The sequence below is a fragment of the Pseudomonas sp. HD6515 genome, assembly GCF_024971855.1.
In the GTDB taxonomy this organism is placed as follows: Bacteria; Pseudomonadota; Gammaproteobacteria; order Pseudomonadales; family Pseudomonadaceae; genus Aquipseudomonas; species Aquipseudomonas alloputida.
Window position 1 is genome coordinate 1,436,525 of sequence record NZ_CP079827.1, and the last position, 26,123, is coordinate 1,462,647.

The following is a 26,123-nucleotide window of genomic DNA, read 5'->3' on the forward strand; positions in this document are numbered from 1 at the left end:
TGTTTTGATGCAAAACATAGTGTTTTCACATCGTAACTTTTAACAGGCTTGATGGGAGGGAGTGCGACTTAATATGTCGCACTCGTACTGCCTGGTTGATCTGCATAATGCTGTTGAGGAGTTTATTATTTTGAAAAAACTCAACAGCCAAGTGGAAGGGCGTGGCCCGTACTCGAGCGTAAAAGAACGTGAGCTCTGTAGGTGATTTCAAGCGCTGTAGGTTACAGCAGTGGGCACCGGCTTTCGCTGACTAGATGACTACTGTTTGTTCGCTTTTCCTGCGGGCGAGCGTCTTGAGCGCGCTTTGTATACTGTCTTTAAAACTGGCTGACCTTGGTCTTTACGCTTTCCGTACACACGATCCTCATAGTAGGTTTCGTCAATCGTGTGGTAGATGATCGAGTTTGGCACTTCATTGTCATCGAAGCCCATCTCAAGTTTAATGAGTGCCTCTGTGCGCCAGCTCCTGGACCGGTTAGCGTGAGGGGGGGTGGATATAATAATTTGTACAATTCGTATTTGCTCATCCCGTTGACAGCATTCCAGAAAATCTAGAAATGCGCGCGGTGTCGCCAGCAATATTACGCCGAAGGTGAGCTTGGGGTCCCCTTGCTGCTTCGTGTGAACCTGGAAGAATGTTTCGCTGGTATCAACTCTAGGCCAACTCTTGTGGCTGGGGTCGACCTTGCCTATGAGAGTGATGACCTCTTCCTGGGGATCTGAAACAAACACGGCTTGAAACCTCGATCAAAACGGAGACGGAGTGGGGTCGTACTGATTAATTGGGAGTACAACGAATTTTCTCATATATGCTGTATGCAGCATAGCGTTTGAGTCCGCGTCAGGGCTTTATCGTTCCTTTTGTGGGTAACCAGATGGAACGCAAGTTGGCTTTTGGCTCCGCGCTTAAGGAGGTGCGGGTACAAAAGGAGATCGCACAAGAGCAGCTGGGGGCGAGTCAATCTTTCATTTCCACAGTTGAGCGTGGCATTCGCAGCCCAACGATCGAAAAAATGGAAGAATTTGCCGAGCGACTAGGAGTGAATCCTGCGACCCTGATTGTCTTGATGCAGGTGGGTCAGGAGGGCGATGTCGACGCGCTTCTGGCAAAAATCCGCGATGAAATCAGAGCGCTGAAGCGGGTAGGGGGTTAGCCGTTTTTCGGGCTGCGACAGTACCTATTACGGAAAGCTGAAGCGTTATATGAAAAAGCCACCTTGGCCCTTGCGGCTCAGGTGGCTTTTTTCATTTCATGCGCTTATTTGGTGCGAGAATTCGGAAAATCTGAAATTTGTTCGGTTCTCGCTGAAAAATAAGGCCCGGACGATCAGTCCCAGCTCAACGCCCCACCAGTCTGATACTCAATCACACGCGTCTCAAAGAAGTTCTTCTCTTTCTTCAAGTCCATGATCTCGCTCATCCATGGGAACGGGTTGGTAGTCCCTGGATACTCTTCCTTCAGGCCGATCTGGGTCAGGCGACGGTTGGCGATAAACTTGAGGTAGTCCTCCATCATCGCCGCGTTCATGCCCAGTACACCGCGTGGCATGGTGTCACGGGCGTATTCGATCTCCAGCTGGGTCCCTTGCAGGATCATCTGGGTCGCTTCTTCCTTCATCGCCGCATCCCACAGGTGCGGGTTCTCGATCTTGATCTGGTTGATCACGTCGATGCCGAAGTTCAGGTGCATCGACTCGTCACGCAGGATGTACTGGAACTGCTCGGCAACGCCAGTCATCTTGTTGCGGCGGCCCATGGACAGGATCTGGGTGAAGCCGCAGTAGAAGAAGATGCCTTCCAGGACGCAGTAGTAGGCGATCAGGTTGCGCAGCAGCTCTTTGTCGGTTTCGACGGTGCCGGTGTTGAATTCCGGGTCGGAGATGGCGCGGGTGTACTTCAGGCCCCAGGCGGCTTTTTTAGCGACCGACGGGATCTCGTGGTACATGTTGAAGATCTCGCCTTCATCCATGCCCAGCGACTCGATGCAGTACTGGTAGGCGTGGGTGTGGATCGCTTCTTCGAAGGCCTGGCGCAGGATGTACTGGCGGCACTCCGGGTTGGTGATCAGGCGGTACACGGCCAGGGCCAGGTTGTTCGCAACCAGCGAGTCGGCGGTGGAGAAGAAGCCGAGGTTGCGCATGACGATGCGGCGCTCGTCTTCGGTCAGGCCGTCCTGGCTCTTCCACAGGGCGATGTCGGCGGTCATGTTGACCTCTTGCGGCATCCAGTGGTTGGCGCAGCCGTCCAGGTACTTCTGCCAGGCCCAGTCGTACTTGAACGGTACCAGCTGGTTGAGGTCGGCGCGGCAGTTGATCATGCGCTTTTCATCGACTGCAACGCGGGCCGAGGAGCCTTCCAGCTCGGCCAGGCCTTCGGCAACGTCGAGGGCGTCGAGGGCAGCCTTGGCACGTTTGACGGCTTCGGAGTCAGAAGCGGTGGCCGCACGGGCCTCCAGGGCGGCGGCACCACCGGCGCTGTCGAGCTTGTCGAGGGTGGCGGCGGCAGCGGCCTGCGCAGGGGTGTTGCCTTTGGCGGCTACTTCGCCGTCTTCTTTGTCGAATTCGTCCCAGCTCAGCATGGTTTGGCTCCTGCTTGAGGGTCGCCCTGGGGCAACCGGTTGGATTTTAAGAATGTGATGCCTGACGCAAGGCCGTAACGGCGAATGGACAGCTCGAGAGGCTGACTCTCGTTTACATCTGAATGTGTTCTGGCTTGTACCTGGCCAGGCCTCTGGGAGGGGCCAGGACAATTGAATAGGTGCTCTTTTCAGAGGGCGCAGAGTATACCGGAATTCACCTTCGATCGGGGCGCGTGTGTCGCCGGCGAGGGTAACTTTTTCGACCGGTTTGGCGTGCGTCCGTTCACGAAAAAGGTGGCTTCTTCTACGGGGGGAGAGTGTAGCGCCAACCTATATGTTGTGCCAGTTTAAATTTCAAGGCACATCATATGGTGTTTCTTGAGGGCTGTGTTGCAAAGCCGGCCTCGCCGCGGGCTGGCCGGCGATGAGGCCAGCTACCACTAGCTACGGTGGGTATACAGCGTTTCGACAATGTGTGTCTTGGGGTGCTTGCGTGCCTGTTCCACTGAGGTGAAACGGCCGGTTTCTGCGTTGCGACCAATCTTGCGAGATGCCAGTTTTTTCCGCGCCATGGGCGTACATCCTTTTTTGAGAGGTCCTGTTCTTTTACCGAGCTGCGTGAACAGTGGGCAAAGGGCAAGGTTTCTCTGAGGCGCGGATACAAAAATGCCGCGCGGGGCACCCGTAGGCACCCCGCACGGCATTCAGGCCTTACTGGCAGGCTTCGCAGTCAGGCTCGTCGATCGCGCAGGCCTTCGGCACTGGCGCTGGGCCGGCTGCCTGGACCGGGGCGCTGTCGCCACCGCTGGAAACGGCGTTGAGCTTGCCGGTGTTGATGGTCGACTTCTCGGTGCTGGTGGCGGCCAGGGCACGGAGGTAGTAGGTGGTTTTCAGGCCACGGTACCAGGCCATGCGGTAGGTCACGTCCAGCTTCTTGCCCGATGCACCCGCAATGTACAGGTTCAGCGACTGCGCCTGGTCGATCCACTTCTGGCGACGGGAAGCAGCGTCGACAATCCACTTGGTCTCGACTTCGAACGCAGTGGCGTACAGGTCTTTCAGCTCTTGCGGGATACGCTCGATCTGCTGTACCGAACCGTCGTAGTACTTCAGGTCGTTGATCATGACCGAGTCCCACAGGTCGCGGGCCTTGAGGTCGCGAACCAGGTACGGGTTGATCACGGTGAATTCGCCCGACAGGTTCGATTTCACGTACAGGTTCTGGTAGGTAGGCTCGATCGACTGCGACACGCCAGTGATGTTGGCGATGGTCGCGGTTGGCGCGATGGCCATGATGTTCGAGTTACGAATACCTTTCTGCACGCGGGCACGTACCGGCGCCCAGTCCAGGGTTTCTTCCAGGTTGACGTCGATGTACTTCTGCCCACGGGCCTCGATCAGGATCTGTTGCGAATCCAGCGGCAGGATGCCCTTGGACCACAGCGAACCCTGGAAGGTCTCGTAGGCGCCGCGTTCATCGGCCAGGTCGCACGAAGCCTGGATGGCGTAGTAGCTGACCGCTTCCATCGACTTGTCGGCAAACTCGACGGCAGCATCGGAGCCGTAAGGAATGTGCTGCAGGTACAGCGCATCCTGGAAGCCCATGATGCCCAGGCCGACCGGACGGTGCTTGAAGTTCGAGTTACGCGCTTGCGGCACCGAGTAGTAGTTGATGTCGATCACGTTGTCGAGCATGCGCACAGCGGTGTTCACGGTGCGTTGCAGCTTGGTGGTGTCCAGCTTGCCATCGACGATGTGGTTTGGCAGGTTGATCGAGCCCAGGTTGCAGACTGCGATCTCGTCCTTGTTGGTGTTCAGGGTGATCTCGGTGCACAGGTTCGAGCTGTGGACCACGCCCACGTGCTGCTGCGGCGAACGCAGGTTGCACGGGTCCTTGAAGGTCAGCCATGGGTGGCCGGTCTCGAACAGCATCGACAGCATCTTGCGCCACAGGTCTTTGGCCTGGATGGTCTTGAACACCTTGATCTTGTTGTACTCGGTCAGGGCTTCGTAGTACTCGTAGCGCTCTTCGAAGGCCTTGCCGGTCAGGTCGTGCAGGTCTGGCACTTCCGAAGGCGAGAACAGGGTCCACTTGCCGTCATCGAAGACACGCTTCATGAACAGGTCAGGAATCCAGTTGGCGGTGTTCATGTCGTGGGTACGACGGCGGTCATCACCGGTGTTCTTGCGCAGCTCGATGAATTCTTCGATGTCCAGGTGCCAGGTTTCCAGGTAGGCACATACAGCGCCTTTGCGCTTGCCACCCTGGTTCACGGCAACGGCGGTGTCGTTGACCACTTTCAGGAACGGGACGACGCCCTGGGATTTACCGTTGGTGCCCTTGATGTACGAGCCCAGTGCACGGACCGGGGTCCAGTCGTTGCCCAGGCCGCCAGCGAATTTCGACAGCATGGCGTTGTCGTGGATCGCGTGGTAGATGCCCGACAGGTCGTCTGGCACGGTGGTCAGGTAGCAGCTGGACAGCTGCGGGCGCAGGGTACCGGCGTTGAACAGGGTCGGGGTCGAGGCCATGTAGTCGAACGACGACAACAGGTTGTAGAACTCGATCGCACGGGCTTCCTTGTCTTTCTCTTCCAGCGCCAGGCCCATGGCCACACGCATGAAGAACACCTGCGGCAGCTCGAAGCGCACGCCATCCTTGTGGATGAAGTAGCGGTCGTACAGGGTCTGCAGGCCCAGGTAGGTGAACTGCTGGTCGCGCTCGTGGTTGATCGCCTTGCCCAGTTTTTCCAGGTCGAAGTCGGCCAGGGCCGGGTTCAGCAGCTCGAACTCGATACCTTTGGCGACGTAGGCCGGCAGGGCCTTGGCGTACAGGTCAGCCATTTCGTGGTGGGTGGCGCTGTCGGCTACATTCAGGAAGCCCAGGCCTTCGGCGCGCAGGGTGTCCATCAGCAGGCGGGCGGTAACGAACGAGTAGTTCGGCTCGCGCTCCACCAGGGTACGGGCGGTCATCACCAGGGCGGTGTTGACGTCCTTGATGGCCACGCCGTCGTACAGGTTCTTCAGGGTTTCGCGCTGGATCAGGTCGCCATCGACTTCGGCCAGGCCTTCGCAGGCTTCGCTGATGATGGTGTTCAGGCGGGCCATGTCGAGCGGCGCCAGGCTGCCGTCAGCCAGGGTGATGCGGATGCTCGGGTGCGGCTCGACCACGGCGTCGGTGTTGGCGCGGGTGGCACGCTCCTTGGCGCGCTGGTCACGGTAGATCACGTAGTCGCGGGCAACTTTCTGCTCGCCGGCGCGCATCAGGGCCAGTTCGACCTGGTCCTGGATTTCTTCGATGTGGATGGTGCCACCCGATGGCATGCGACGCTTGAACGTGGCGGTAACCTGCTCGGTCAGGCGCGCGACGGTGTCGTGGATGCGCGACGAAGCGGCGGCAGTGCCGCCTTCAACTGCGAGGAACGCCTTGGTGATGGCGACGGTGATCTTGTCGTCGGTGTAAGGGACGACAGTGCCGTTACGCTTGATCACGCGCAGTTGGCCAGGGGCGGTGGCAGCCAGATCCTGGTTGGAATCGGCGGCCTGCGGCACCTTGGCCTGCGGGTTCTCGCGAGTTGTGTCGGTTTGCATGGGTGGGTGTCTCCACAATTTCTATATTGTTCAGGCGCCCTATGGGGCGCCCACCGTTCCGTCCACTTGCTCGATGGCCTTGCGGGGATGCACAAAGCATGCGCATCCGCCCGCACGGGCGTACCGACTTCGGGACAGACTCAGGAATTAGGGGCAATGGCTTGCCGCTCCCTGGCCGAAGTCAAAGGTTTTGGGCGGGGCCCAAAATCTGTTGCTGATGGATGCCAGGGCTGGCCTGCAACACCCATGCCCGAACAAGGCCCTGGAAGGGCTTGCCTCGGTCGCCTCCGCAGGAGCGGTTTGGCTGCTGAAATCACCTGAAGTTCCACCCGGAAAATCGCTTGATCTTGCGGGTTGACTTTTGTGTGTGATTTTGCACGAACCCCTATATCTAGTGGTTCGCTGCGATCGGGATACAAGATAATGCGGTATTGGGGGCTTTGCAAGGCGAGCGCCTGTGGATAAGTTGTGTGTACTTTGTGAGTGAATGGTGGGTATTCGCTGTAGGCCTTGTGCCAAGTGGTTTGCAGTATTTTTCTGCACCGTGACGCCCTTGGGCAGTTTTTTTTGGGCGCGAAGCCTGTCACAAAAAACGGTTCAGTCGAGGGGGCGGTAGGGCGTGTCTGAAGATCTGGGGTGCCTGGGAGATCGAGCACCGCCCGCGGGGCGCTCGGTCTCGCAGGGCCCCCATCTACATTCATACTCTCAACTGCCCTGACACGATCCCAAGAACAACAAGGCCAAAGCCATGGACCACCCCATACCCCGCATCCTCATCGTCGAAGACGACCAGCGCCTCGCCGAACTCACCGCCGAATACCTGCAGGCCAATGGTTTCGAGGTCGCGGTGGAGGCCGATGGCGCCCGCGCCGCGAGGCGCATCATCGACAGCCAGCCCGACCTGGTGATCCTCGACCTGATGCTCCCCGGCGAGGACGGCCTGAGCATCTGCCGTCGGGTGCGCAGCCAGTACCAGGGGCCGATCCTCATGCTCACCGCGCGCAGCGATGAACTCGACCAGGTTCAGGGCCTGGACCTGGGTGCCGACGACTACGTCTGCAAACCCGTGCGCCCACGCTTGCTGCTGGCGCGTATCCAGGCCCTGCTGCGCCGCAGCGAAACCGTGGACAGCAAGCGCCAGGACCTGGCCTTCGGTGCGCTGCGTATCGACAACCGCCTGCGCGAGGCGCACCTGGGCGAGCAGTTGATCGAACTGACCGGCGCCGAATTCGATCTGCTCTGGCTGTTGGCCAGCAACGCTGGCCGGGTGCTGACCCGTGAACAGATCTTCACCGCACTGCGTGGCGTGGGCTACGACGGCCAGGACCGCTCCATCGATATCCGCATCTCGAAAATCCGCCCCAAGATCGGCGACGACCCGCTTCAGCCGCGGTTGATCAAGACCCTGCGCAGCAAAGGCTACCTGTTCGTTGGCGAGGCACCATGAACAATTCGATCTTCCTGCGCATCTACGGCGGCATGCTGGCCGTGCTGGTGCTGGTGGCCCTGCTTGGCGTGCTCAGCCTGCACCTGGTCAACGAAGTGCGCGCTGCCCAGCATCGCGAGGGCCTGGCCCAGGGCACCTTCAGCCTGATGGCCGACAACCTGGCAATGCAGAATGAAACCCAACGCAAGCGTTCGCTGCTGATCTGGGAACGCCTGCTTGGCGTGCCGTTGGCGCTGCAACCGATGAGCGCACGCAGCCTTGACGGTGGCCAGCGGGCGCGCCTGTACCATGGCCTGGTGGTGGTCGAGAAAATTGGCCCGCATGCGGCGCAAGTGCTACGCAAGGTGGGCCAGGAAGACCTGATGCTGGTCGCGCAGATCAAACAGATCAGCGAGCAGTTGGCGCGGGCCACCCTCTATCTATTGGCCGACGAACTGGTGCGCTACCCGGTAACCGAACAGCAGCAGCGCCTGGCACAGATCAAGCAGGAAAAGGGCTTCGGCTTTGGCGTTGCCTTGCAACGTATCGAGCGGGTCAGCCTGGACGATGACCAGCGGCGCCGCGTGGAGGAGGGCGACACGGTGATGGCGCTGGGCAAGGATGGTGACTCGATCCGGGTGTTCGCCGGGCTGACGGGCTCGCCATGGGTACTGGAAATCGGCCCGCTGTACCAGCTCAACCCTTACCCGCCGCAGTTGCTGATTCTGATTGCCTTCCTGGGGCTGTGCCTGATCGGCCTGGTGGTCTACCTGCTGGTGCGTCAGCTGGAACGTCGTGTGTCCGGCCTGGAGATTGCTGCCACGCGCATCGCCCAAGGCAGCCTGGATACCCGCGTGCCGGCCGGCGACGCCGACTCGGTAGGGCGCCTGGCGGCTGCCTTCAATGGCATGGCCGAGCACCTGCAGCGCTCGCTGACCATGCAGCGCGAGCTGGTGCGCGCGGTGTCCCACGAGCTTCGCACGCCGGTGGCGCGCCTGCGCTTTGGCCTGGAGATGATCGAAAGCGCCACGACTGAACAGGTGCGGGCAAAGCACCTGGCGGGCATGGACGGGGATATCCAGGACCTCGACAAGCTGGTCGACGAGATGCTGACCTACGCCCGCCTGGAGCAGGGCGCACCGGCCTTGAAGTTCCAGCGGGTCGATCTGGATGCCTTGCTCGATCGGGTGATCGAAGAGCTGGCACCTTTGCGTGCCGAGGTGCGGGTGGTGCGCGGCGACTGTCAGGGCGCGGATGCCGAAGGCGCCTGGGTCGAGGCCGAGCCGCGCTACTTGCACCGGGCCCTGCAGAACCTTGTCGGCAATGCCATGCGCCATGCCGAGGGCGAAGTGCGCCTGAGCTATCAGCTGGGCCAGCAACGTTGCCGCATCGATGTGGAGGATGACGGCCCAGGGATCCCCGAGGGCTTCTGGGACCGCATTTTCACGCCCTTCACCCGCCTCGATGACAGCCGCACCCGCGCCTCGGGCGGGCATGGCCTGGGCCTGTCGATCGTACGGCGGATCATCTACTGGCACGCGGGCCGGGCTACGGTGGGCCGCAGCGAGGCGTTGGGCGGTGCCTGCTTCAGCCTGAACTGGCCAAGGCAGCAGGCACCGCTGTGAAGGTCAGACGCTGACCAGGCTCAGCAGGTGGCCGTCCTGCAGGCAGAACTGGCCTTGCAGCTCTGCGCCTTGCTGCCACTGCGGTGACAGGTCGGTGAGCAGGCGCAAGCGCGCCAGCCCTTCTGCGGACCAGTCGAGCACTTCTGCGTGTTCGAAGTAGAAGCGTTGGCGAGTCAGTGGGTACAGGGTCTTGAACAAGCTTTCCTTCAGCGAGAACGTCAGGGTGACCGTAAGCCCAAGCTGGCGGCGGTCCAGGCGCTCCAGCTCTGCCGGGGTAAGGATTTCGCCCATCAGCCGCTCGGCGCGCGCGTCATCCAGCAAGGCTTCCTGATCCAGGCCCAGACCTTGGCAGCTGTTTTCGCCGGCGACCACCGCGGCGGCCCAGCCCTTGCCGTGTGTGATCGAGCCATGAATACCGGCGGGCCAGATGGGCGAGCGGTCTTCGTGGGTGCCGGGCACGTAGTCGCGGCCGTCCAGGTGCTGGAGCGCGGCGCGGGCACATACGCGGCCGGCCAGGTACTCGGCCTGGCGCTTGGCCACCGAGCGCAGCAGGCTGGCGCTGGGCAGTACGCCAGCGCGCTGGAAGTCGTCGGCGGCCAAGTGGGCAGGGTCGAAGGCGCAACTGACCAGCACCGCGCCGGGCAATGGGCGGGGCAGGGGCCAGTGGTGCTGGAGCGGGGCGCAACAGGCAGGAAGTGTGTTCATGGCGGCTATTGTGCCAGCTGTGCAGGCGCTAAGGGAGGTGGCGTGGTAACGCCTCCTTTCCCACAACGATTGCACAATCTTTTATTTGAACACCTTCTTGAAGAACGCCTGCATATCCGCCCAGGAACGCTCGTCCGCGGCCTTGTTATAGCCAATGTCCGGCCCCCCATGTTCACCGTGGCTCAGCCGATCGGCATCGGGGTTGGTGAACCCGTGCTTGGCCCCTTCAATACTGACGAACTGGTAGTTGACCTTGGCCGCATCCATCTCGGCCTTGAACGCCTCCACCTGCTGTGGGGTGACCATGCTGTCCGCCGCACCATGCTCGACCAGGATATCGGCCCGCACCACGCCAGGTTTTGCCGGGGTCTGGGTGGCCAGTGCGCCATGGAAGCTCACCACGCCATCGAGCTTTTCTCCCCGGCGTGCGGCATCGAGCACCACCTTGCCGCCAAAACAGTAGCCGACAGCGCCCAGTTGATGCTTGTTCACATTCGGCTGCTTTTTCAACAACTCCAGGCCCGCGTCGAAGCGCGCTGCTGCTGCGGCCGGGTCCTTCATCGCTGCGGCCATGAATGCCTGGGCATCCTGCGGATGCTCGGTGTGCTTGCCATCGCCGTACATGTCGATGGCCAGTGCCTTGTAACCCAGGGCGGCAAGATCTCTCGCACGACGCTTGGCATAGTCGTTCAGGCCCCACCATTCATGCACCACAACGATGCCTGGGCGTTTGCCGTCCAGCGCGTCATCGTAGGCGTAGTAGCCGACGAGGCGGTTGCCATCGTCGTCCTGATAAGGAATTTCACGGGTCACTACCGCCGCTTGGGCGAGGGCGGCGCTGCACATCAGGGTCAGGGCCAGCAGGGCTCGCATGTTCACAACTCCTTGTTTTGCTATCGATTCGTTCAGCCGGGGTTCAGCCAGGGTTCAGTCGCGGTTCAGGGTGCCCTGATTACTCTAGCTTCCAGACCGAAACAGCGCACCCAACTGGAGTACCCAGCCATGAAAACCTTCAATACCCTACTTGCCGCCATGGCCGTCTGTGCCGCTGGCATTACCACCGCCCAGGCCGCGGACGACAACTTCGCCAGCCTCACCTACGGCCAGACCAGCGACAAAGTTCGCAAGTCCGGCCTGCTGCAACGCAACACCGATCAGCTCAATGCCGACGGTATTATCGGCAAGGACGATACCTGGGGTGTGCGTCTGGGCAAGATCAACGACCAGGGCCGCTACTACATGACCTATGACAATGTCTCTGGCGACCACAGTGGCCTGAAGTTGCGCCAGGAAAACCTGCTTGGCAGCTACGACTTGTTCCTGCCGGTGGGCGATACCACCAAGCTGTTCGGTGGTGGCAGCCTGGGTGTGACCAAGCTTACCCAGGACTCGCCAGGCGCCAGCCGGGACACTGACTACGGTTATGCCTACGGCTTGCAGGCCGGTGTGATCCAGGACATCACCGACAAGGCCTCGGTCGAACTGGGCTACCGTTACCTGCGCACCAATGCCGCGACCGAGGTGGGCGCGCATGGCGGGCCGAAGGATGGCACCCTGCGCCTGACCAGCAGCGCGCAGACCTACCTGGCAGCAAGTTACAAGTTCTGACGAACGAGCCGCGTTATCCTGTACCGGCCTTCGCGGGCACGCCCGCTCCCACAGGTACTGCACAAACCGCTGAAACTGTGCAGTACCTTTGGCTTGTGCAGGTGCTGCACACGTTTCAGAGACTGTGCGATTGCTGTGGGAGCAGGCATACCCGCGAATAGGCCGGTACAGGCAATACACATAAGGAGCTGCACATGAAACTGCTGGTGGTCGAGGACGAAGCCCTGCTTCGCCATCACCTCTACACCCGCCTGGGCGAAAGCGGCCATGTGGTCGAGGCGGTCGCTGATGCCGAAGAGGCGCTGTACCAGGCCGAGCAGTACCATTTCGACCTTGCCATCATCGATCTGGGCCTGCCCGGTATCAGCGGCCTGGAGCTGATCACGCGGCTGCGCAGCCAGGACAAGACCTTCCCCATTCTCATCCTCACAGCCCGTGGCAACTGGCAAGACAAGGTCGAGGGCCTGGCCGCCGGTGCCGACGACTATCTGGTCAAGCCGTTCCAGTTCGAGGAGCTTGAAGCACGGCTCAATGCCCTGTTACGCCGCTCCAGTGGTTTCATCCAGTCGACCATCACCGCTGGCCCCTTGGTACTTGACCTCAACCGCAAGCAGGCCACCCTCGACGAACACGCCTTGGCCCTGACTGCCTACGAATACCGCATCCTCGAATACCTCATGCGCCATCACCAGCAGGTGGTGGCCAAGGATCGCCTGATGGAACAGTTGTACCCAGGTGACGAAGAGCGCGACCCCAATGTCATCGAAGTGCTGGTTGGCCGCCTGCGCCGCAAGCTTGAAGGCGAGCGCGGCTTCAAACCCATCGACACGGTGCGCGGCCTGGGCTACCTGTTCACCGAGCGCTGCCGATGATCCGCTCGCTGCGGGTGCGCCTGATGCTGGCCGCCGCAGTGTTGGCGCTGCTGTTCATGCTGGCGCTGCTGCCGGCCTTGCAGAAGGCCTTCAGCCTGGCTCTGCAGGAATCGATCGAGCAGCGTCTGGCCTCGGATGTGACCACGCTGATTTCCGCTGCGCGTATCGAGCATGGCCAGCTGCAGATGCCGACACTGCTGCCGGACGAGCGCTACAACCTGCCCTACACAGGCCTGCTCGGCTATATCTTTGACCGCGACGGCAAACTGGTCTGGCAGTCGCGTGCCACCGCCGACCGGCACATCAACTACCAGCCGCGCTATGACGGGCGCGGCAACGAGTTCGACCGCATTCACCAGTCCGATGGCGAAGAGTTCTTCGTGTACGACGTCGAGATCAAGCTGTTGGGCGGGCAGAGTGCCGCCTACAGCATTGTCGCTCTGCAGCCCGTGAGCGAGTACAAGGCCACCCTCAATGGCCTGCGCGAAAAGCTCTACCTGGGGTTCGGCGCTGCATTGCTGGCGCTCATGGTGTTGTTGTGGGCAGGCCTGACCTGGGGGCTGCGCTCGTTGCGACGCCTCAGCCACGAACTGGATGAAGTGGAATCAGGTGCACGTGACGGTCTGAGCGGCGAGCACCCACGCGAGTTGCTGCGCCTGACCCGCTCGCTCAACCGTCTCTTGCGCAGTGAGCGTGAGCAGCGCACGCGCTACCGTGATTCGCTGGACGACCTGGCCCACAGCCTGAAGACGCCGCTGGCGGTGTTGCAGGGTGTGGGTGAAAGCTTGCAGCAGCGCAGCGGCGAGCGCGAGCAGGCGCGGGTGCTGCAAAGCCAGATCGAGCGCATGAGCCAGCAGATCGACTACCAGCTGCAACGCGCCAGCCTGCGCAAGAGTGGCCTGGTCCGCCACAGCGTCTTGCTGCGGCCGTTGCTCGACAGCCTGTGCAGCACCTTGGCCAAGGTTTACCGGGAAAAACGTGTGGACGTGGTGCTGGAGTTGCCGGACGCGGCGCAGGTACCGATGGAGCAGGGCGCGTTGCTGGAAATGCTCGGCAACCTGCTGGAGAACGCCTACCGGCTAAGCCTGGGCCAAGTGCGGGTGAGCCTGGTGAAGGCGCCGGGGTATCTGACCTTGTGCATCGAGGACGACGGGCCGGGCGTGCCCGCCGACCAGCGTGAACGCATTCTGGAGCGTGGGGAGCGGCTGGACAGCCAGCACCCGGGGCAGGGCATCGGCTTGGCCGTGGTCAAGGATATCGTCGACAGCTATGACGCCGAGCTGAGCCTTGGCGATTCGCCGCTGGGGGGCGCTGCGTTCAGGATCACCTTCAACCTGGATTGATCCCTAGCCTGTGCCGGCCCATTCGCAGGTCAATCCGCGAATGGGGGCACAGACAATCCACAAAGGGCGGATTTCCGCCATTCCTCCTTGTACAAATTCCGCCATCGGGCGGAAATCCGCCAATCCGTCTCGGGAATATCGCCCTGTCGTTGGGCATTTATTCCTAGCAAATACGGGCTTTGCACCCTTCATGGGCATTTTGGCACCACCCTTGCTATTGATCCTCGCAGAGGCCTGCCCAGGCAGCTCGAACACAACGACAAATCCCTCCAAGTGCAGGAGGGTTAGCGATTCAGGTGCCCCCATCACCCTGGGAAGGGTGAACCGGCACACTTGAGGAAAATTAGCCATGACGACACGTCAGCCGCTGTACAAATCCCTGTATGTCCAGGTGTTGGTCGCCATCACCATCGGCATCCTGCTCGGCCACTACTACCCGGAAACGGGCGTTGCTCTCAAACCCCTGGGTGACGGCTTCGTCAAACTGATCAAGATGGTCATCGCCCCGATCATCTTCTGTACCGTGGTCAGCGGCATTGCCGGCATGCAGAGCATGAAGTCGGTCGGCAAAACCGGCGGCTACGCGTTGCTGTACTTCGAAATCGTCTCCACCATCGCCCTGATCATCGGCCTCGTCGTCGTCAACGTGGTCAAGCCAGGCGCTGGCATGCACATCGACGTCAGCACCCTGAACGCCAGCAGCGTGGCTGCCTACGCCGCCGCCGGCGCGCAGCAGACTACCGTCGGCTTCCTGCTTAACGTCATCCCCAATACGGTCGTCGGCGCCTTCGCCAACGGCGACATCCTGCAAGTGCTGATGTTCTCGGTGCTGTTCGGCTTCGCCCTGCACCGCCTGGGCAGCTACGGCAAGCCGGTACTGGACATGATCGACCGCTTCGCCCACGTCATGTTCAACATCATCAACATGATCATGAAGCTGGCCCCGATCGGCGCTTTCGGCGCCATGGCCTTCACCATCGGCCAGTACGGTGTTGGCTCGCTGGTGCAGCTGGGCTACCTGATGGCCTGCTTCTACATCACCTGCCTGCTGTTCGTGCTGGTGGTGCTGGGCGGTATCTGCCGTGCCCACGGCTTCAGCGTGATCAAGCTGATCCGCTACATCCGTGAAGAACTGCTGATCGTGCTGGGTACTTCGTCCTCGGAGTCGGCCCTGCCACGCATGCTGGCCAAGATGGAGCGCCTGGGTGCCAAGAAATCGGTAGTGGGCCTGGTTATCCCGACTGGCTACTCGTTCAACCTGGACGGTACCTCGATCTACCTGACCATGGCTGCGGTGTTCATCGCTCAGGCCACTGACACCACCATGGACATCACTCACCAGATCACCCTGCTGCTGGTGCTGCTGGTGGCTTCCAAGGGGGCTGCCGGCGTTACCGGCTCGGGCTTCATCGTGCTGGCCGCGACCCTGTCGGCTGTTGGCCACCTGCCGGTTGCCGGCCTGGCGCTGATCCTCGGCATCGACCGCTTCATGTCCGAAGCCCGCGCCCTGACCAACCTGGTGGGCAACGCCGTTGCCACCGTGGTAGTGGCCAAGTGGGTCAAGGAAATGGACAACGACAAGCTGGCTTCGGAACTGGCCTCCGGTGGTGCGCCGCTGGTCGATACCCGCCCGACGGACGACCTGGGCGTGGCTGAAGGCCCGGCTCGTTGATAGCGGGTTGAAATGAGAAAGGCGACCCAAGGTCGCCTTTTTCGTGTCTGCGCGGTCCCTTGTGGGAGCGGCCTTGCGTCGCGAAAGGGCTGCGCAGCAGCCCCGGCGACCTTGCAGGATGGCTGAAATCTTGGGGCCGCTGTGCAGCCCTTTCGCGACGCAAGGCCGCTCCCACACAGGGCGATGCGGTGGCCCTCAGCCCAGTACCACCTCCATCACCCGGATGACGTCCGGCTGTGGGTAATGCCACCTTACTTGCACATCCCAGAACTTCACCCCGTACACCCGCTCGGACGGTGGTATCTGGTAGGCCGGCCGTGGGTCCTGCGCCAGGCATTGCTCGATCAGTTGCACCAGCGGCTCATTCAAACGCAGCGCATGCTCGCGGGCCTGGATCAGGGCGTTGTCCGCCCACTGCACGGCAATTGCCACAGGCGCTGCGTTGGCCATCTGGTTGCTGGCGCCAGCGACGCTGTCGGCATAGGGCACATAAGGCTTGATGTCCAGCACCGGCGTGCCGTCGAGCAGGTCGATCCCGGACAGCAGCAGGCGCCCGGGCTCCACGCCCTCCAGGCGTACCACCGACTGGCCGATGCCGTTGGGCCGATGGGTGGCGCGGGTGGCGAACACCCCCATGCTCTTGTTGCCGCCCAGACGCGGAGGCCGCACTTTCAGGCGCGGCTTTTCTTCCAGGGCCTGGTGGAACAGGAACAGCAGCCAGACATGGCTGACCTGCTCCAGGCCTTCGACCGCGTCACCTTGATCGAACGGCGGCAACAGTTCGAGCACGCCACGGGCGGCAGGCGCCAGCTGCGGCTGGCGCGGAATGGCGAACTTTTCCTTGAAACAGGAGTGGACGATGCCGACCGGGACAACCGTATGCTGCATGGCCACTCAGCCGCGCACGCGCAGGGTCAGGCCCTTGAGGAAGTTGCGCATCAACTGGTCGCCACACGGGCGGTAGTTGTCGTGGCCAGCCTTGCGGAACAGCGCGCTGAGCTCAGGTTTGCTGACCGGGAAGTTGACCGACTTGAGAATCGCGTGCAGGTCGTCTTCCTTGAGCTCAAAGGCCACACGCAGCTTCTTGAGGATCAGGTTGTTGGTTACCGGCAGCTCGATCGGCTGCTGCGGGCGGCTATCGTCTTTGCCTCGGCGGTAGATCACCAGGCCGTCAAGGAAGTGCGCCATCACCCGTTCAGGGCAGCGCACGAAGCCTTCCTCTTCTTCTTTTTTCAGGTAGGTGGCCAGCACCAGAGGATGCACTTCGAGGCCAGAGAGCCCGATGATCTCGGCCATCTTGGCGTCGTTCACCTTGAGCATGTAGCGCAGGCTGCGCAGGACGTCGTTGTGGTTCATTGCAGCAGAATCCTGTTCAGGTGCCGCGCGTTCCGGCGCGGCGTATTGCTTAGAAACGTTCGGAGGTAGCCAGGTAACGCCATTGGCCCAAGGGCAGCTTGCCCATCGACACACCACCCAGGCGAATGCGTCGCATGCCTAAAAGCTCCAGGCGCAGGTAGGCGCATAGCTCGGAAATCTGCCCTGGTTGTGGGTTTTTCAACACCATGCGCAGGTGTGTCTCGTTCTGCCAGCTGGCCTTGGCCTTGGGCAACTCGCGGTCATTGCGCATGGCCCCACGCGCCAGGCGTTCCAGCGCCTGGGGGGTGGTTTCGCCGCGCACTTCAATGATGAACTCTTGCTCCAGGCGACGCAGGTCGGCCTCGATCTTGCGGGATACCCGCCAGTCCTGGGTAAACACCTGCAGGCCGCTGGCGCCACGCTCCAGCGGTGCCACGCAGGCCTGCCGGGCAAAATGCCCGTGCAGGGCGCGCACGCCTTCGCGGTGGGCCTCGCTAAGGCTGCCCATGTTCATGCTGGCGCGGGCGTCTTCACTGTCCATGCCGGCTGGCTGGTTCAGCAGCAGGGTCACTGGCTCCAGGGTTTCGGCACGGGCGCCCGGCAGCAGTTCGACGCGCTGCTGCTCAACCTTGAACTGCGGCTGCTCGACCACCACGCCATCGACCGTTACCCAGCCTCCTTCAATGTACTGCTCGGCCTCGCGGCGGGAGCAGCCGAGCTGCTCGATGAGGCGTTTGGACAGGCGGACGGGTTCGGACATGGGGCAATTCGCAAGGCAGGGAAAGGCCTCCATTGTACCTGCCTGCAAGCGGTAAATGATGGGAATCTGTGTCAGATGCGCCATTTTGGACACATAGCGCGGCACATTCAGGCGCCGCCTCAAGGCACTGTGCGCATTAGCCTCATGTGCAGCAGAGGATAGGGCTGGCCCAGGCCGTCGGTTTCCGAACGGCCGATGACCTCGAAACCTTCATGCAGGTAGAAGCCCAGCGCTTTCGGGTTCTGTTCGTTGACGTCAAGGTACTCGGCATTCAGCTCATTGATGGCATAGCGCAGCAGGCGCTTGCCTACCCCTTGGCCACGGTAGCCAGGTGCGACGAACAGCATGTCCACCCGCCCGTTGGCGACACCGGCGAAACCACAGATGCGCTGGCGGTCCTTGCAGCAGATCAGCATCACTGCGTCGAGGTAGCGGCGCAGCACATGTTCGCGCAGTAGCAGGATATAGCCCTCTGGCAGAAAGTCGTGGGTGGCGCGTACTGAATCCTCCCACACCTGTACCAGCTCGCTGTAGTCGCACAAGCGCGGGGTTTGCAGCGTCAGTAGCGCAGCCATGCCGGTGTTCCTCTGGGACGATAGGGAAAACATAGCAGGCCAACCACCGGTCGGCTTGTTCGCTTGGCGCTTGAGACCTGGGGAGTGACGGTCTATTAATTAAGCGTGGGAAAAAATCCCACGCAAATATAAGTTCAATCTGAAGCAAGATTACTGACCGATTTGGCGTTCTCGTGGCGAAGACCTGGAGACGGACTATGCAAATCCACCTGCTGTTCAAGAAGGCTTTACTCGCGGCTGCTGTAGCTGGCGTGTTGTCGATGTCCATTGCCTTGATCCCTGACTCGATTTCTCATGGCTCCAGTGCCTACGCTAAAGATGGCGGTGGCGGTGGCGGTGGCGGTGGCGGTGGCGGTAGCGGTGGCGGTGGCCACGGTGGCGGTGGAAGTGGCGGCGGCGGTGGCCACGGTGGCGGTGGAAGTGGCGGCGGCGGTGGCCACGGTGGCGGTGGAAGTGGCGGTGGCGGTGGCCACGGTGGCGGTGGAAGTGGCGGTGGCGGTGGCCACGGTGGTGGTGGAAGTGGTGGCGGCGGTGGCCATGGTGGCGGAAGCGGAAGTGGTGGCCACGGCAGCGGCGGTGACGGTGGTGGCCATGCCGGCAACAGCGGCAGTGGCCACGACGGTAATTCAAACGCTGGGCGCAGCAGCAACCATGCTGAAGCGGGTGACGATCATGGCAATCACGCGGGTGGGGAACCCGGGGATGATCATGGTAATCATGTCGGCGGTGAGCCTGGCGATGATCACGGCAATCATGTTGGTGGTGAACCTGGTGACGATCACGGCAACCATGTGGGTGGCGAACCCGGTGATGACCACGGTGTTCATGCCGGCGGCGAGGCCGGGGATGACAACAGCAGAAGCTGATTGGCGCTGACCCGAAGTGGCCCATACAAAACCCAGCGGACGGGTTTTGTATGAGCAGGTTCTGGCCTGTCTTGCCTTTATCACGTCATTTCCAATGAGCGCTGACAGCTTTTTCCTCGTCCATGCCGGGATATGATTGCGGTTTGCGTGGGATTAATTCCCGCGTCTTATACTGGGTGCCTCTGTCAAGGAATGCCCTCGATGCAATCGCCTGTCTTACCCCCGTCGATGCTGAGTGCGCTGCGGCGTGTGATGCGCCCGCTGGTGCGCCTGATGCTGCGCAAAGGGGTTACCTACACGATGTTCACCGACCTGCTCAAGGAGGTGTTCGTCGATGTGGCCCATCGCGAGTTTCGCCTGAACGACACCGCGCCAACCGATAGCCGCATCAGCCTGCTTACCGGCGTGCATCGTAAAGATGTCCGGCGGCTGCGTAATGAGGGTGACACTGCAATTGCGGCCCTGCCGGATAACATCACGCTAGGTGCACAGTTGGTCAATGTATGGACCAACACCCCACCATTCTGCTCGGCACCCGGCCAGGCGAGGGCGCTTGCGCGGCTAGCCAGTGTGGGTGGCGATTGCTCATTCGACGCCCTCGTCGCCAAGGTCAGCACCGATATCCGCGGCCGGGTGGTGCTGGACGAATGGTTGCGCCTGGGCGTCGTGCGGCTCGATGAGCAGGATTGCGTGCACCTGGAAGCCCATGCATTCGTGCCACAGAAGGGTTTTGATGAAAAGGCTGCGTACTTCGGCCACAACCTGCATGACCATGCCTGTGCGGCGGTGCACAACCTCAGCGGCGAAGGCCCGCCATTTTTTGAGCGTAGCGTGCACTACGATGCCTTGAGCCCGGCCAGCGTCGAGCATTTGCGAGATGTGGTAGCCAAGGATGGCATGCAGACACTACTTGCCTTCAGCCGGCTTGCAGCAGCGTTGGAGAGTGCTGATGAGCCCGGTATCGAACAACGTCAGCGCATCACTGTCGGGCTTTATTTCTACACTGAAGCTACCGATTCCGATCCGTCGAAGACACCCGGCCCATGACTCTTCCTGTGCGCTACCTCAGTGCTGTCATGTTTGCCCTGGTTTTCGGGGGGAACCTGATGGCCCCGGCCGAGGTGGCCGCAGCGCCGGTGTGTGTCAGCCGTGACGAGATGGGTATGGCCGGTGCCGCAGGCCTGCAGTTTCCCGGCGGTATGGGCGGCACCGGTGTACGCAATGAAAATGGCGGCGTCGGTGGCACCGGTGCCCCAGTCCAGCAACGCCCGGGTGGTACAGGCGGCACAGGCGCGGTGGCGGAGGGTGTGGACGGCACCTACTTTGATCAGCGCCACGGTGATGTAGGTGGTACCGGTACGCCGATCCTGCGCCCGGGTGGTACTGGGGGTACAGGCATCGTCGGTACCATCACCGGCTTCGCCTCGATCTGCGTCAATGGCATGGAAGTGCACTATGGCAAGGACGTACCGGTGAGTGAAAACGGTGCGCCTGCCAGCAGTGGTCACCTGGCGATCGGGCAGGTGGTGGCGGTGGAGGCATTCGCCACCCAGCGCGGCCTGCAAGCGGGGCGCATTTCGATCCTCAACGTCTTCGAAGGGCCGTTGACGGCGCTGCCCAATGCCTCGGCCCCACTGCGGGTCATGGGGCAACCCGTGCGGCTGGCCGCTGGCGCGCGGGTAGCTGAAGGGTTGCGCCCGGGTGAGCCCGTGAGGGTCAGCGGCCTGCGCGATGCCCGGGGAGAAGTCGTGGCGACCCGTATCGAACGGGCACCGGGGTTGAGGGAGGCCAGCGCCATCGGCGCGGTTGATCGCACTGGCAGCCTTCAAGGGTTGAAGTTGGGTACCCGTGTGGCGCCTGCACGTGAGGTGCTGGTGCGCGGCCAGTGGACCGGGCGCCAGCTTGAAGTGGCGCAAACCCGTCCAGACCCGAGCCTGCCTTTTGCTGGTCGTGTCCAGCAGGCGGTGGTTGAAGGGCTGGTACAGCGCACACAAGCTCGGCAGTTGGTGGTTGCAGGTCTCAATGTGACATTGGGGCAGGGCACCGTAATTGTCGGTCGGCAGCCAGCGGCGTTGGCGCTTGATCAACGTGTGCGGGTGAGCGGGGTGCTCAATGGAACTCACGAGCTGCGGGCAACCCGCGTGGAATTCCAGGACGGCCGTGTCGACAATCCTGACAGAAGCCAGTCGGGGCACGGTGGTGAGCATGACGGAAGCAGCTCCGGCGGCTCCAGCAGCGGTCATGGCGCAAGCGATGGGGCCAACGATCGTGATGAAAACAGCGATGATCACAGTGGGCGCAGTGCCGTTGAGGGCTCCAGTGACCATGGCAGTGGTGACAAGTCGGGAGAGTCGGTACACCTCGACGCATCGGAGCAATCGACGCGTAGCAACAGTGGAAGCTCCGATCGGGTTGAGAGGGTCGAAGTCGAAAACACCGGAAAGGTCGAAAAAGTAGACAAGGTCGAGAAGCCCGAGAAAGTCGAGAAGGTCGAGAAGGTCGAGAAGGTCGAGAAGGTCGAGAAGGTCGAGAAGGTCGAGAAGGTCGAGAAGGTCGAGAAGGTCGAGAAGGTCGAGAAAGTCGAGAAAGTCGAGAAAGTCGAGAAAGTCGAGAAAGTCGAGAAGCCCGAGAAAGTAGAAAAAGTAGAAAAGCCTGAACGGATCGAAAAGGTGGAGTTACCAGAGAAAGTTGAAAAGGTGGAGAGGCCGGAAAAGGCAGAGACGGTGGAAAAAGTCGAGCATCCAGAGCGATCCGGGCGATAGCCAACTAGGCTGGGTAAGTCTGGCCATGCTTCCCGAAAGAGTACTGAGTTGCAAATGAGACCCACGCTCCCTCTGTTCGCCTGTTTGCTCTCGTGCACCTGCGTGTCGGCGCTGGCCGATACCTTCAGTGCCGCCATTGGCATGGATTATTCAAGTGGCGACTATGGTACCGGCACCACTTCGGAAATCTGGTATGTGCCGGTGGTCGGCAAGTATGAGAGCGGCCCCATGACCTACAAGGTTACCGTGCCTTGGTTGCGTATCACCAACCCCGAAGTCGGCCCCAATGGTGACCCCTTGCCCGGTGGTTGCCGAGACGTGGAAAGCGGGTTGGGTGACACGGTTGCCAGCGCCGCCTATGCACTGCTCGATGGTCGTGACGGCGGCCTGATGCTGGACCTGATCGGCAAGGTCAAATTCCCTACCGCTGATGAAGACCAGTGCCTGGGCACCGGCCAGTACGATTACACCACCCAGGTCGACATAGCCAAGGGCTTTGGCCCGGTCACCGGTTTCGCGACGCTGGGTTGGAAGAAGTTCGGTGACCCGCCCGATAGCGACTTCGATGACCCGGTATTTGCCAGTCTCGGCTTTGCCCTGCCGGTGGCGGTCGGTACTTCGGCCGGCGCCTCCTACGATTGGCGGCAGAAAGTGGTCTCGACCGGGGCGCAGATCAAGGAGCTTACCCTGTTCCTCACCCACAAGCTCAACCAGCACTGGAAAGTCCAACTCTATGCAGTCAAAGGCTTCTCGGATGCCAGCCCGGATGCCGAGGGCGGCCTGATGCTGTTTCACACATTCTGACAAAAAAGCCCCTGCGCCGGTCATTCCCTATGGAGAACGCCGGGGCAGGGGCTTTGCAGGCTTCAGCCGTTTTAGATGGGTTCAGCCCACATGTCGTACTCGTCGGCATCCACCACACGGCAACGCACTTTGTCGCCTGGCTTGAAACCATGGTCGCCATCGATGAACACGCTGCCATCGATTTCCGGTGCATCGAAGAAGCTGCGGCCAACCGAACCTTGTTCCTCGACTTCGTCGATCAGCACGTCGATTTCCTTGCCGATGCGCAATTGCAGGCGGGCAGCACTGATGGCCTGCTGGTGGGCCATGAAGCGGTCCCAGCGCTCTTGCTTGACGTCGTCCGGTACTTCGGCCAGGCCCAGGTCGTTGGCCGGGGCGCCTTCCACCGGCGAGTACTGGAAGCAGCCCACGCGGTCGAGCTGGGCTTCGGTCAGCCAGTCCAGCAGGTACTGGAAGTCTTCCTCGGTCTCGCCCGGGAAGCCGACGATGAAGGTGGAGCGGATCACCAGCTCAGGGCACTGCTCGCGCCAGTTCTTGATGCGCGCCAGGGTGCGGTCTTCGAAGGCCGGGCGCTTCATCGACTTGAGCACTTTCGGGCTGGCGTGCTGGAACGGGATGTCCAGGTACGGCAGGATCTTGCCGGCAGCCATCAGCGGGATCACGTCGTCAACGTTCGGGTAAGGGTACACATAGTGCAGGCGTACCCAGGCGCCCAGGCTGCTCAGTGCTTCGCACAGCTCGAGCATGCGGGTCTTCACCGGGCGGCCGTTCCAGAAGTCGGTCTTGTACTTGACGTCGACGCCGTAGGCGCTGGTGTCCTGGGAAATCACCAGGATTTCCTTCACCCCGGCCTTGACCAGGCGCTCGGCCTCGCTCAGCACTTCACCCACCGGGCGGCTGACCAGCTTGCCGCGCATCGACGGGATGATGCAGAAGCTGCAGCTGTGGTTGCAGCCTTCGGAGATCTTCAGGTAGGCATAGTGGCGCGGGGTTAGCTTGACGCCCTGTGGCGGCACCAGGTCGATCAGCGGGTTGTGGTCCTGACGCGGCGGCACCACTTCGTGAACGGCGTTGACTACCTGCTCGTACTGCTGCGGGCCAGTGACCGACAGCACGCTTGGGTGCACGTCACGGATGCTGCCTTCTTCGACGCCCATGCAGCCGGTGACGATCACCTTGCCGTTTTCCTTGATGGCTTCGCCGATCACTTCCAGCGATTCGGCCTTGGCGCTGTCGATGAAGCCGCAGGTGTTGACCACCACCACGTCGGCGTCCTCGTAGGTGGGTACGACTTCATAGCCTTCCATGCGCAGCTGGGTCAGGATGCGCTCGGAGTCGACCAGGGCTTTTGGGCAACCCAGGCTTACGAAACCTACCTTGGGGGTGGCGGGCGTGGTGGACATGACTAACCTCGGTATTGAATACAGGTCGCCCGGCCGGAATCGGGGGCGAACTTGACGGGCGCTTTTGGCGCCTCTGATCAAAAAGTGCGCAATTCTAGCGAGCGCAAGGGCGCTTGACCAGCAGAAATACGACGAACGCTGCGCTATGCTTCGCGCCGTTGCGCCGGGGTACCTTCCAGGGCCTGGTGGCAGATTGATTACCAAGGGCCGTGAAGGCCGTTTGCGGGAGTGGTCGATGGTTCAGGCAAGCAGTCACGCTGAGGGCGGGCACGAGGGGAAGCAGGGTGCGTCACGGTCGGTGGGCCTGCTCGTGGCGGCGGTCGGGGTAGTTTATGGCGATATCGGCACCAGCCCGTTGTATACCCTCAAGGAAGTCTTTACCGGCGGCTACGGGGTGTCGGTCAACCATGATGGCGTGCTGGGGATCCTCTCGCTGATCCTGTGGTCGCTGCTGTGGGTGGTGTCGTTCAAGTACGTGATGTTCATCTTGCGCGCCGATAACCAGGGGGAGGGCGGCACCATGGCGCTGACCGCACTGGCGCGACGGGCCACGGCGGCGTACCCGCGGCTGCGCACACTGATGGTGATCTGTGGCTTGATCGGCGCTTCGCTGTTTTATGGCGACAGCATGATCACCCCGGCGGTGTCGGTGCTGTCGGCGGTGGAGGGCATGGGCCTGGCCTTCGATGGCATCGACCACTGGGTGGTGCCAATTTCGCTGGTGGTGCTGGTGGCGCTGTTCCTGGTGCAGCAACATGGCACTGAGAAGATCGGCAAGCTGTTTGGTCCGATCATGGTGACCTGGTTCGTGGCGCTGGGCGCGCTGGGTGTGCATGGCATCTCGCAGAGCCCGGAAGTACTCAAGGCGTTCAACCCGGGCTGGGCAGTCAACTTCTTCGTGGTGCACCCCGGTATTGGCGTGGCCATTCTGGGTGCGGTAGTGCTGGCGCTGACCGGTGCCGAGGCGCTGTACGCCGACATGGGACACTTTGGCCGCAAGCCGATTGCCCGGGCCTGGTTCATCCTGGTGCTCCCGGCGCTGGTGCTCAATTATTTTGGCCAGGGTGCACTGCTGCTGCAAAACCCGGAGGCCGCGCGCAACCCGTTCTACCTGCTGGCGCCGGGCTGGGCGCTGCTGCCGTTGGTCGGGCTGGCCACCATGGCCACGGTTATCGCTTCGCAGGCGGTGATTTCCGGGGCCTTCTCCCTGACCCGTCAGGCCATTCAGCTGGGCTACATCCCACGTATGCAGGTTCAGCACACCTCAAGCGACGAGCAGGGGCAGATCTACATTGGTGCAGTGAACTGGACGCTGATGGTGGGTGTGGTGCTGCTGGTCATCGGCTTCGGGTCCTCGGGCGCTCTGGCGGCAGCCTACGGGGTTGCGGTCACCGGTACCATGCTGATGACCACCATCCTGGTGTCCGCGGTGATGCTGCTGCTGTGGAAGTGGCCGCCGCTGCTCGCAGTGCCGATTCTGGTCGGCTTCCTGCTAGTCGACGGGCTGTTCTTCGCCGCCAACGTGCCGAAAATCGCTCAGGGCGGTGCCTTCCCGGTGTTGGCCGGTGGTGTGCTGTACCTGCTGATGAGCACCTGGAAGCGCGGCAAGCAGATTCTGGTCGAGCGCATCGATGAAGGTGCCCTGCCATTGCCATTGTTCATCAGCAGCATCCGCATTCAGCCACCGCACCGGGTCGAGGGGACTGCAGTGTTTCTGACGGCACGCTCCGATGCCGTGCCGCATGCGCTGTTGCACAACATGTTGCACAACCAGGTGTTGCACAGCCAGGTGGTGCTGCTGACTGTGGTCAGCGAAGACCGGCCGCGGGTGCCGGAACATGAGCGTTTCGAGGTGGAAGCCTATGGCGACGGATTCTTCCGTGTGTTGCTGCACTTTGGGTTCATGGATGAGCCGGACGTGCCTGCCGCGTTGAAGCTGTGTCACCTGGATGACCTCGACTTCACGCCAATGCGCACTACCTACTTCCTCAGCCGCGAGACGGTGATCGCGTCACGGCTGGAGGGGATGTCGCGCTGGCGGGGCAACCTGTTCGCGTTCCTGCTGAAAAATGCCAACGGCAACTTGCGCTTCTTCAACCTGCCGTTGAACCGGGTGATCGAACTGGGGACGCAGGTCGAGATCTGAATGGGTTTGCACAGCAAGGGTCAGGGCCGCA

22 protein-coding genes are annotated in these 26,123 nt (G+C 61.6%); 12 read left to right on the top strand and 10 right to left on the bottom strand.

What is annotated here, in order from left to right; all coding sequences use genetic code 11:
* Positions 1–875 precede the first annotated feature (875 nt).
* Complete coding sequence (locus tag KW568_RS06600; protein ID WP_024087599.1) at positions 876–1,154, top strand: helix-turn-helix domain-containing protein; 279 nt, start codon at positions 876–878, stop codon at positions 1,152–1,154.
* A 173-nt stretch (positions 1,155–1,327) separates the two neighbouring features.
* Here KW568_RS06600 and KW568_RS06605 read toward each other — a convergent pair whose 3' ends face one another.
* The 3 genes from KW568_RS06605 to KW568_RS06615 form a co-directional block, all read right to left on the bottom strand.
* Positions 1,328–2,578, bottom strand: a complete 1,251-nt coding sequence (locus KW568_RS06605; protein ID WP_003254823.1) for a ribonucleotide-diphosphate reductase subunit beta — start codon at positions 2,576–2,578, stop codon at positions 1,328–1,330.
* A gap of 440 nt (positions 2,579–3,018) precedes the next feature.
* Entirely contained in the window at positions 3,019–3,150 is a 132-nt protein-coding gene (locus KW568_RS06610) for a hypothetical protein (RefSeq protein ID WP_003254821.1), read from the bottom strand.
* A gap of 139 nt (positions 3,151–3,289) precedes the next feature.
* The gene (locus KW568_RS06615; protein WP_003254820.1) at positions 3,290–6,169 is read right to left on the bottom strand and encodes a ribonucleoside-diphosphate reductase subunit alpha; all 2,880 of its coding nucleotides are present in this window, start codon (positions 6,167–6,169) and stop codon (positions 3,290–3,292) included.
* Between the two features lie 748 nt (positions 6,170–6,917).
* Here KW568_RS06615 and KW568_RS06620 point away from each other — a divergent pair.
* Both KW568_RS06620 and KW568_RS06625 read left to right on the top strand, forming a co-directional pair.
* Positions 6,918–7,616 (top strand): response regulator transcription factor, encoded by a 699-nt coding sequence (locus KW568_RS06620; RefSeq protein ID WP_004576832.1) that lies wholly within the window; start codon positions 6,918–6,920, stop codon positions 7,614–7,616.
* Positions 7,613–9,220: an ATP-binding protein gene (locus KW568_RS06625; protein ID WP_004576833.1), complete on the top strand. Its 1,608-nt coding sequence runs from the start codon at positions 7,613–7,615 to the stop codon at positions 9,218–9,220. The genes KW568_RS06620 and KW568_RS06625 overlap by 4 nt, the downstream gene beginning before the upstream one ends.
* Positions 9,221–9,223: 3 nt before the next feature.
* On the opposite strand, the gene KW568_RS06630 is transcribed toward KW568_RS06625, so the two are convergent.
* Together KW568_RS06630 and KW568_RS06635 are read right to left on the bottom strand one after the other, a co-directional pair.
* Positions 9,224–9,925, bottom strand: a complete 702-nt coding sequence (locus KW568_RS06630; RefSeq protein WP_003254817.1) for a 4'-phosphopantetheinyl transferase — start codon at positions 9,923–9,925, stop codon at positions 9,224–9,226.
* A gap of 81 nt (positions 9,926–10,006) precedes the next feature.
* Positions 10,007–10,798 (bottom strand): dienelactone hydrolase family protein, encoded by a 792-nt coding sequence (locus KW568_RS06635; RefSeq protein WP_004576834.1) that lies wholly within the window; start codon positions 10,796–10,798, stop codon positions 10,007–10,009.
* A 129-nt stretch (positions 10,799–10,927) separates the two neighbouring features.
* Here KW568_RS06635 and KW568_RS06640 point away from each other — a divergent pair, with 129 nt between their 5' ends.
* The 4 genes from KW568_RS06640 (at position 10,928) to KW568_RS06655 (ending at position 15,420) form a co-directional block, all read left to right on the top strand.
* Positions 10,928–11,533: an outer membrane beta-barrel protein gene (locus tag KW568_RS06640; RefSeq protein WP_003254814.1), complete on the top strand. Its 606-nt coding sequence runs from the start codon at positions 10,928–10,930 to the stop codon at positions 11,531–11,533.
* 194 nt (positions 11,534–11,727) lie between these two features.
* A complete protein-coding gene (locus KW568_RS06645; RefSeq protein ID WP_004576835.1) occupies positions 11,728–12,405 on the top strand; it encodes a response regulator in 678 nt (225 codons plus the stop codon).
* A complete protein-coding gene (locus KW568_RS06650) occupies positions 12,402–13,748 on the top strand; it encodes an ATP-binding protein (RefSeq protein ID WP_004576836.1) in 1,347 nt (448 codons plus the stop codon). The genes KW568_RS06645 and KW568_RS06650 overlap by 4 nt, the downstream gene beginning before the upstream one ends.
* A gap of 349 nt (positions 13,749–14,097) precedes the next feature.
* A complete protein-coding gene (locus KW568_RS06655) occupies positions 14,098–15,420 on the top strand; it encodes a dicarboxylate/amino acid:cation symporter (RefSeq protein ID WP_003254811.1) in 1,323 nt (440 codons plus the stop codon).
* A 195-nt stretch (positions 15,421–15,615) separates the two neighbouring features.
* On the opposite strand, the gene tsaA is transcribed toward KW568_RS06655, so the two are convergent.
* The 4 genes from tsaA to KW568_RS06675 form a co-directional block, all read right to left on the bottom strand.
* Positions 15,616–16,308, bottom strand: a complete 693-nt coding sequence (gene tsaA, locus KW568_RS06660) for a tRNA (N6-threonylcarbamoyladenosine(37)-N6)-methyltransferase TrmO (RefSeq protein WP_004576837.1) — start codon at positions 16,306–16,308, stop codon at positions 15,616–15,618.
* A 6-nt stretch (positions 16,309–16,314) separates the two neighbouring features.
* Complete coding sequence (locus KW568_RS06665; protein ID WP_003254807.1) at positions 16,315–16,776, bottom strand: DUF1456 family protein; 462 nt, start codon at positions 16,774–16,776, stop codon at positions 16,315–16,317.
* A 49-nt stretch (positions 16,777–16,825) separates the two neighbouring features.
* The gene (locus tag KW568_RS06670) at positions 16,826–17,536 is read right to left on the bottom strand and encodes an rRNA pseudouridine synthase (RefSeq protein WP_010952344.1); all 711 of its coding nucleotides are present in this window, start codon (positions 17,534–17,536) and stop codon (positions 16,826–16,828) included.
* 119 nt (positions 17,537–17,655) lie between these two features.
* On the bottom strand, positions 17,656–18,111 hold the full coding sequence (locus tag KW568_RS06675; protein WP_003254803.1) for a GNAT family N-acetyltransferase: 456 nt from the start codon (positions 18,109–18,111) through the stop codon (positions 17,656–17,658).
* 294 nt (positions 18,112–18,405) lie between these two features.
* Here KW568_RS06675 and KW568_RS30935 point away from each other — a divergent pair, with 294 nt between their 5' ends.
* The 4 genes from KW568_RS30935 to KW568_RS06700 all read left to right on the top strand — a co-directional run bounded on the left by KW568_RS30935 (position 18,406) and on the right by KW568_RS06700 (position 22,543).
* Positions 18,406–18,987, top strand: coding sequence for a hypothetical protein (locus KW568_RS30935; RefSeq protein ID WP_085983012.1), 582 nt, complete (start codon positions 18,406–18,408; stop codon positions 18,985–18,987).
* 191 nt (positions 18,988–19,178) lie between these two features.
* The gene (locus tag KW568_RS06690; RefSeq protein WP_003254799.1) at positions 19,179–20,024 is read left to right on the top strand and encodes a DUF6502 family protein; all 846 of its coding nucleotides are present in this window, start codon (positions 19,179–19,181) and stop codon (positions 20,022–20,024) included.
* On the top strand, positions 20,021–21,739 hold the full coding sequence (locus tag KW568_RS06695; RefSeq protein ID WP_259537927.1) for a DUF5666 domain-containing protein: 1,719 nt from the start codon (positions 20,021–20,023) through the stop codon (positions 21,737–21,739). The genes KW568_RS06690 and KW568_RS06695 overlap by 4 nt, the downstream gene beginning before the upstream one ends.
* A gap of 54 nt (positions 21,740–21,793) precedes the next feature.
* On the top strand, positions 21,794–22,543 hold the full coding sequence (locus KW568_RS06700; protein WP_103518157.1) for a hypothetical protein: 750 nt from the start codon (positions 21,794–21,796) through the stop codon (positions 22,541–22,543).
* Positions 22,544–22,614: 71 nt separating this feature from the next.
* On the opposite strand, the gene rimO is transcribed toward KW568_RS06700, so the two are convergent.
* Positions 22,615–23,946 carry a 30S ribosomal protein S12 methylthiotransferase RimO gene (gene rimO, locus KW568_RS06705; RefSeq protein WP_004576169.1) on the bottom strand — a complete coding sequence of 444 codons (1,332 nt, stop codon included), beginning with the start codon at positions 23,944–23,946 and terminating at the stop codon, positions 22,615–22,617.
* A gap of 235 nt (positions 23,947–24,181) precedes the next feature.
* Here rimO and KW568_RS06710 point away from each other — a divergent pair, with 235 nt between their 5' ends.
* On the top strand, positions 24,182–26,092 hold the full coding sequence (locus KW568_RS06710) for a potassium transporter Kup (protein WP_004576168.1): 1,911 nt from the start codon (positions 24,182–24,184) through the stop codon (positions 26,090–26,092).
* Positions 26,093–26,123: the final 31 nt, after the last annotated feature.